5 protein-coding genes are annotated in these 7,301 nt (G+C 69.1%); 4 read left to right on the plus strand and 1 reads right to left on the minus strand.

Translation table 11 applies throughout. The features are described 5' to 3' along the window. The first annotated feature begins 29 nt into the window (after nt 1–29). The 3 genes from ABH931_RS31735 to ABH931_RS31745 all read left to right on the plus strand — a co-directional run bounded on the left by ABH931_RS31735 (nt 30) and on the right by ABH931_RS31745 (nt 4,164). Nucleotides 30–974 (plus strand): FadR/GntR family transcriptional regulator, encoded by a 945-nt coding sequence (locus tag ABH931_RS31735; protein ID WP_370121001.1) that lies wholly within the window; start codon nt 30–32, stop codon nt 972–974. Between the two features lie 388 nt (nt 975–1,362). Next, nucleotides 1,363–2,991 carry an RNA polymerase sigma factor gene (locus tag ABH931_RS31740; RefSeq protein ID WP_370121004.1) on the plus strand — a complete coding sequence of 543 codons (1,629 nt, stop codon included), beginning with the start codon at nt 1,363–1,365 and terminating at the stop codon, nt 2,989–2,991. A 333-nt stretch (nt 2,992–3,324) separates the two neighbouring features. Continuing rightward, on the plus strand, nt 3,325–4,164 hold the full coding sequence (locus tag ABH931_RS31745) for a trypsin-like serine protease (protein WP_370121007.1): 840 nt from the start codon (nt 3,325–3,327) through the stop codon (nt 4,162–4,164). A gap of 155 nt (nt 4,165–4,319) precedes the next feature. Here ABH931_RS31745 and ABH931_RS31750 read toward each other — a convergent pair whose 3' ends face one another. After that, on the minus strand, nt 4,320–4,556 hold the full coding sequence (locus tag ABH931_RS31750) for a hypothetical protein (RefSeq protein WP_370121010.1): 237 nt from the start codon (nt 4,554–4,556) through the stop codon (nt 4,320–4,322). Nucleotides 4,557–5,045: 489 nt separating this feature from the next. Between ABH931_RS31750 and ABH931_RS31755 the strand changes: the two genes are divergently transcribed. Then, nucleotides 5,046–7,151 (plus strand): type IIA DNA topoisomerase subunit B, encoded by a 2,106-nt coding sequence (locus ABH931_RS31755; protein WP_370121013.1) that lies wholly within the window; start codon nt 5,046–5,048, stop codon nt 7,149–7,151. Nucleotides 7,152–7,301: the final 150 nt, after the last annotated feature.

Here is a 7,301-nt window from a genome sequence, read left to right on the forward strand (position 1 = left end):
TGTGTAGTGATGCGCGATCACCCTTTCGTGTGCTTTTCACGAAATTCCTCAAGGGCGCGAGGCCCATCGCCGACAAAGGAGACGTGAGTACCGTTGCGCACCCCACGATGCCCCCCGCCCAGATGACGTCCACTCAGCTGGACCGCTTCCCCGTAGGCGCCTCGCACAGCTCGGCCCCTGGTGTGTCCCACGCCACGAGCGGCGCTTCGCTGCACTGGGAGAGCTCCGACCCCGACCTCGGCCGGGTCGGCCGCCGCGCCGCCGGAAGTCGCGGTCGCGGACTGCACGGACAGCTGGTCCAGCAGCTCGGTCAAATGATCGTTTCCGGTGACCTCGGGGCCGACCGCCCGCTGGTGCCCGAGGAGATCGGGCAGCGGTTCGAGGTCTCCCGCACCGTCGTCCGCGAGTCCCTGCGCGTACTGGAGGCCAAGGGCCTCGTCAGCGCCCGCCCCAATGTCGGCACCCGAGTCCGTCCGGTCGCCGACTGGAACCTGCTGGACCCCGACATCATCGAGTGGCGCGCCTTCGGCCCGCAGCGCGAGGACCAGCGTCGCGAGCTGTTCGAGCTCCGTTGGGCCATCGAGCCGCTGGCGGCCCGGCTGGCTGCCGGGCACGGCCGGGACGAGGCCCGCCAGCGCATGCACGACATGACCGAGATCATGGGCCACGCCGCCGCCCAGGGCGACGCGCTCACCTACGGCCGGGCCGACGCCGAGTTCCACGCGGTGCTGATGGACCTGGCGGGCAACAAGATGCTGGAGCACCTCGCGGGCATCGTCGGCTCCGCGCTCCAGGTCTCCGGTGGGCCGATCACGGCCTGCGACCGCCCGTCCGAGCCGTCCGTGGGCCTGCACGTGCGCCTCGTCGAAGCGCTCGCCACCGGTGACGGCACCGCGGCCGAGGCCGCCACGCGGTCCCTGCTGATGGTGCACCCGGAGGTCGACCCGCTCGTCCCCGGCCCGCGCGAGCACTGACGCCGCAGGGCACCCGGCAGGCCGCCGCCGTCATGCGTGGACCACGCCATGACCGCGGCGGCCTGCGGCGTTCTCGGTGCGATCGACCGGCCGGGACACCACCGCCGGGTCGCGCCGGGGCGCTCGTGGGCCGATCGCGCTACCCGATTCAGGCGACACTCGGAATGAGCACGGATCTGGCATGGTTGAACGGGGTACACCTCAGTTTGGCAAGCGACTCCCGAAGTATGTGACCTGCGCCACGTAAGTAGGGCGTAACGCTTTGCCGCGCCGAGCGATGTGTACGAGGGCGGTGACAGATCCGTACTGATCCGCCAGATCCACAGCATTTGCAGTTTCCAGAGGGCCGCCGCTGTGGCGGGCCTTCTGTCCACTCACTTCCGAGAGGTTGTTCGTGTCGGCCAGCACATCCCGTTCGCTCCCTCCCGAGATCTCCGAGTCCGCCGCTCTGATGGCGCTCATCGAGCGGGGTAAGGCTCAGGGGCAGATCGCCGGTGATGACGTGCGGCATGCCTTCGAGGTGGACCAGATCCCGGTCACCAAGTGGAAGAACGTCATGCGCAGCCTCAACCAGGTCCTCGATGAGGAGGGTGTGACGCTGATGGTGAGCGCTGCGGAGTCGTCCGCACCCAAGCGCCCCCGCAAGAGCGTCGCGGCGAAGAGCACTGCCACGAAGACGACGGCGACCAAGTCCGTCGCTCCGCGCCCTGCGGCTGCCGCGAGCACGACCCGTACCGCTGCTCCGCGCGTCGCTGCCGCGGCGCCGGTGACCGTCTCGGTCACCGAGTCCGTCACCTCCGTCGAGGTCGAGGCGACCCTGGTGGCCGCTCCGGCCACGGCAGCCGCGGCCAAGAAGGCCGTGGCGAAGAAGGCCGCTCCGGCGGCCAAGAAGGTCGCTGCCAAGAAGACCGCCGTCAAGGCGGCCCCCGGCAAGAAGGCCGAGGGCGAGGAGGAGCAGCTCGGAGACGAGGAGCTGCTCGAGGACGCCGCTGTGACGGCTACCCCCGAGGGCGATGCGCCCGCCGAGGGTGAGGAGGAGTCCGAGGGCTTCGTCCTGTCCGACGAGGACGAGGACGACGCTCCCGCCCAGCAGGTCGCCGTGGCCGGTGCCACCGCCGACCCGGTCAAGGACTACCTCAAGCAGATCGGCAAGGTCCCGCTGCTCAACGCGGAGCAGGAGGTCGAGCTCGCCAAGCGCATCGAGGCCGGCCTCTTCGCCGAGGACAAGCTGGCCACCGAGGACAAGCTGGCGCCGCGTCTGCAGCGCGAGCTGGAGATCATCGCCGAGGACGGCCGCCGGGCCAAGAACCACCTGCTGGAGGCCAACCTCCGTCTGGTGGTCTCGCTGGCCAAGCGCTACACCGGTCGCGGCATGCTCTTCCTGGACCTGATCCAGGAGGGCAACCTCGGTCTGATCCGCGCGGTCGAGAAGTTCGACTACACCAAGGGCTACAAGTTCTCCACGTACGCCACCTGGTGGATCCGTCAGGCGATCACCCGCGCGATGGCCGACCAGGCCCGCACCATCCGTATCCCGGTGCACATGGTCGAGGTCATCAACAAGCTGGCCCGCGTCCAGCGCCAGATGCTCCAGGACCTGGGTCGCGAGCCCACCCCGGAGGAGCTGGCCAAGGAGCTGGACATGACGCCCGAGAAGGTCGTCGAGGTCCAGAAGTACGGCCGCGAGCCCATCTCGCTGCACACCCCGCTCGGCGAGGACGGCGACAGCGAGTTCGGTGACCTCATCGAGGACTCCGAGGCCGTGGTCCCGGCTGACGCGGTCAGCTTCACCCTGCTTCAGGAGCAGCTCCACTCGGTGCTGGACACCCTGAGCGAGCGCGAGGCCGGCGTCGTCTCCATGCGCTTCGGTCTGACCGACGGTCAGCCGAAGACGCTGGACGAGATCGGCAAGGTCTACGGGGTCACCCGTGAGCGCATCCGCCAGATCGAGTCCAAGACCATGTCGAAGCTGCGCCACCCGTCGCGCTCGCAGGTCCTGCGCGACTACCTGGACTGATCGGTCGCGTCCGGCGCATGACACCGGCAAGGCCCCCGAACCGCGTGCGGTTCGGGGGCCTTGCCGGTTCGGTGGGCGTTTCCGGCGCCACCCTGCTGCTTGGGGCGCTCGAACAGCCGGATGATCCAGGCGATCAGCATGACCGGTTCCCCCCTCGCTGGGTCGACGATCCGTCAGGCAGGGAATCCAGAGCGGGAGTTCCGTCCACCAACAGGTTCGGTTCACTCTTCGGGCAGACGTTCTGGTGCTCTTTCGTGCATGGCTTCGGGCACGTTCCGTGATCACCTCGATACCCTGTGGCGCGACGGGAGTCTGTGCGGCGAAGGGAACAGGGTGGGATCCAGGCAGAGGTGCGGGGAGTCACCGAAGCGCAGGCGGACGCTGCTGGTGCTGTTCGCGGCACTGCCGGCGGCCCTCGCCTGTCCGGCGACGCCGGCGGCGGCGATCGTCGGCGGGGTGAAGGCGAGTACGACGGACCACCCGTGGATGGTGGCCGTGTCCAGCCGGTCGGTCTACGGCGACTCGCGCTCCGGGCAGTTCTGCGGCGGCACGCTCGTCAGTCCGACCAAGGTGGTGACGGCGGCGCACTGCCTCTACGACGAGTCGACGGGGCAGCGGGTGAGCCGGCCCGACCTCTCCGTGATCGTGGGGCGCACCGATCTCGCCTCCTCCTCGGGGAGCGAGGTGCCCGTCGTCGACACCTGGGTGGATCCGTCCTACGACATGTCCACCAACGAGTGGGACGTGGCGGTCCTCACGCTCGCCGAGCCGCAGGATCCGGCGGCCGTTCTGCCGATGGTGGACCAGGGCGCGACCGCCCCCTATGTGGCGGGCACCGCCGCCACCGTACTCGGCTGGGGGGATCTGCGCGGCAACGGCAGCTACCCCACCACCCTGCACCAGGTGCAGGTGCCGATGGTGGCCGACGCCACCTGTGCGGCCGACTACCATTCGGGCCCCTCGGGCAGCTTCGACGGCCACACGATGGTCTGTGCGGGCCGGCAGTCCCTCGGGGGCCGCGATGCCTGCCAGGGGGACAGCGGCGGGCCGCTGGTGGTGGCCGGGCGTCTGGTCGGTGTCGTCTCCTGGGGCGAGGGCTGCGCGGAGCCCGGGCATCCGGGCGTCTACACCCGCCTGTCGGCGATGGTGGACGCGATCCGCGGCCAACTGTGAGGGACGTCACATGACGGTGGGCGGCGGACCTTTCGGTCCGCCGCCCACCGTCTGCGACAGCTCTGTTCTTCAGTTCAGCTCGTCGTCGACCAGGACAACCGAGACGCAGGGCCCGGGCCTTCGTGCGCCGGGCGTGTTCGCTCGACCGCGCAGGGTCAGCGCTCGTCCGCCTCGGTCGCCGCCGCCGGCGTGGCCGACAGACGGCCGCTCTCGTCCTGTATCTCAGCGGCGATCTTCTTCAGCTCCGGCTCGAACTTGCGGCCGTGGTGAGCGCAGAAGAGCAGCTCTCCACCGGACGCGAGCACGACGCGGAGGTAGGCCTGGGCGCCGCAGCGGTCGCAGCGGTCGGCCGCGGTCAGCGGGGTCGCGGGGGTGAGAACGTTAGTAGTCACGTCGCCTCTTCTCTAGCTCGACGAGCTGTCTTACCAGGGTCAACATCCAACCAGGCCGGATTCGTTCCCGCTCGGTCTTTCTTTTTGAGCGGTGTCCGGACGGGGATGGAGACGGCGGTCTTGGTAGCGATGCTGTCGGTGGTGCGTGGTTCTGTGATGCCTTGTTGTTGATGAGGACGTGCCCGGAGTGGGAACGGTTCATGCCTGCTGTCGTGGATGGCTAACCTTCACTCGAACGTGTTATCGAACGCCCGTGCGAGGTGCGCGTAGCATAAGCCACGATGAGCGGGAAGCAATAGCCCCAGCCCACGCACCGGTAGCCTGCATCCCGGCAGCATTCCTGCCATGGTGCCTTGGCCCCCGGGCCGGAAGCCAGGGAAGGAGCTCTTGTTCGCAGCGAGCGGAAGTCGGCATGAATTCCGTCACGCGAATCCCAAGTCGTTTCGTCCATCCGTAGCGAAGGCTTTGAAGGTTAAGGAGCAGGACCGCGTGACCGCCGAACAGACCGTGCCCGCCAGCGCCCAGAAGGACGGCTCCAACTACACCGCGCGGCACCTTCTCGTCCTCGAGGGGCTGGAGGCGGTCCGCAAGCGCCCCGGCATGTACATCGGATCCACGGACAGCCGGGGCCTCACGCACTGCCTGTGGGAGATCATCGACAACGCCGTCGACGAGGCCCTGGCCGGCTTCGGCGACCGCATCGAGGTGATGCTGCACAGTGACGGCTCCGTCGAGGTCCGCGACAGCGGTCGCGGCATCCCGGTCGACATCGAGCCGAAGACGGGCCTGTCCGGCGTCGAGGTCGTCATGACCAAGCTGCACGCCGGCGGCAAGTTCGGCGGCGGCTCCTACGCCGCCTCCGGCGGTCTGCACGGCGTCGGCGCCTCCGTCGTGAACGCCCTCTCCGCCCGCCTCGACGTCGAGGTGGACCGCGGCGGCAAGGTCCACGCCCTCAGCTTCCGTCGTGGCACCCCGGGCTCCTTCCAGGGGGAGGGGCCCGACGCCGAGTTCACTCCCGGCAGCATGCTGGACACGGGCCGTAAGGCGCCGCGCGGCAGGACCGGCACCCGGATCCGCTACTGGGCCGACCGGCAGATCTTCCTCAAGGACGCCAAGCTCTCCCTGGAGCAGCTGCACAACCGGGCCCGGCAGACGGCGTTCCTGGTGCCCGGCCTGACGATCGTCGTCCGCGACGAGCGCGGCGTCGACGGTGCCCCCGTGGACGAGCAGGTCTTCCGCTTCGACGGCGGCATCGCCGAGTTCTGCGACTTCCTCGCGCCCGACAAGCCGGTCTGCGACACGCTGCGGATCACCGGCCAGGGCACCTTCAAGGAGACCGTCCCGGTCCTGGACGAGCTCGGCCACATGACCCCGACGGAGGTCGTGCGCGAGCTCGGGGTCGACATCGCGCTGCGCTGGGGCACCGGTTACGACAGCACGGTCCGTTCATTCGTCAACATCATCTCCACGCCCAAGGGCGGCACCCACGTCGCCGGCTTCGAGCGCTCGCTGACGAAGACGGTCAACGAGGCGCTGCGGGCGGCGAAGCTGCTGCGCGTCGCCGAGGACGACATCACCAAGGACGACGCGCTCGAGGGGCTGACGGCGGTGGTCACCGTCCGCCTCGCCGAGCCGCAGTTCGAGGGACAGACCAAGGAGGTGCTGGGCACCTCCGCCGCGCAGCGGATCGTGGCGGCCGTGGTGGCCAAGGAGCTCAAGGAGTTCCTGACCTCCACCAAGCGAGATGCCAAGGCCCAGGCCCGCACGGTCATGGACAAGGTGGTCGCCGCCGCGCGCACCCGTGTCGCCGCGCGTCAGCACAAGGACGCGCAGCGTCGCAAGACCGCGCTGGAGACCTCCTCGCTCCCGGCCAAGCTGGCCGACTGCCGCAGCGACGACGTCGACCGCACCGAGCTGTTCATCGTCGAGGGTGACTCCGCGCTCGGCACCGCCAAGGTGGCCCGCAACTCCGAGTTCCAGGCACTGCTGCCGATCCGGGGCAAGATCCTCAACGTGCAGAAGGCGTCCGTCTCGGACATGCTCAAGAACGCCGAGTGCGGGGCGATCATCCAGGTCATAGGGGCGGGCTCGGGCCGCACCTTCGACATCGACCAGGCCCGCTACGGCAAGGTCATCATGATGGCCGACGCCGACGTCGACGGCTCCCACATCCGCTGCCTGCTGCTGACCCTCTTCCAGCGCTACATGCGCCCGATGGTCGAGGCCGGCCGGGTCTTCGCGGCCGTCCCGCCGCTGCACCGGGTCGAGCTGACCAGCCCGCGCAAGGGCCAGGACAAGTACATCTACACCTACTCCGACAGCGAGCTGCGCAACACGCTGCTGGAGCTCCAGCGCAAGGGCCAGCGCTGGAAGGACCCGATCCAGCGCTACAAGGGTCTGGGCGAGATGGACGCGGACCAGCTGGCGGAGACCACCATGGACCCCCGGCACCGCGTCCTGCGCCGGGTCAACCTGGGCGACCTGGACGCCGCGGAGAGGGTCTTCGACCTGCTGATGGGCAACGACGTCGCGCCACGCAAGGAGTTCATCGTCGAGTCCGCCTCGCTGCTCGACCGCTCCCGCATCGACGTCTGACCCGTTCCGGACGGCCTGTCGTCCGAGCGGTCCACCCGGGGGTGGGGGGGGGGGGGCGCCCCCCCCCCACCCCCCCCCCCCCCCACCCACAAACACCAAAACACACACCCACCCAAAACAAAAACAAAAAACAACGAAAAAAAACAAAAA

The sequence above is a fragment of the Streptacidiphilus sp. MAP12-33 genome (genome assembly GCF_041261265.1).
In the GTDB taxonomy this organism is placed as follows: Bacteria; Actinomycetota; Actinomycetes; order Streptomycetales; family Streptomycetaceae; genus Streptacidiphilus.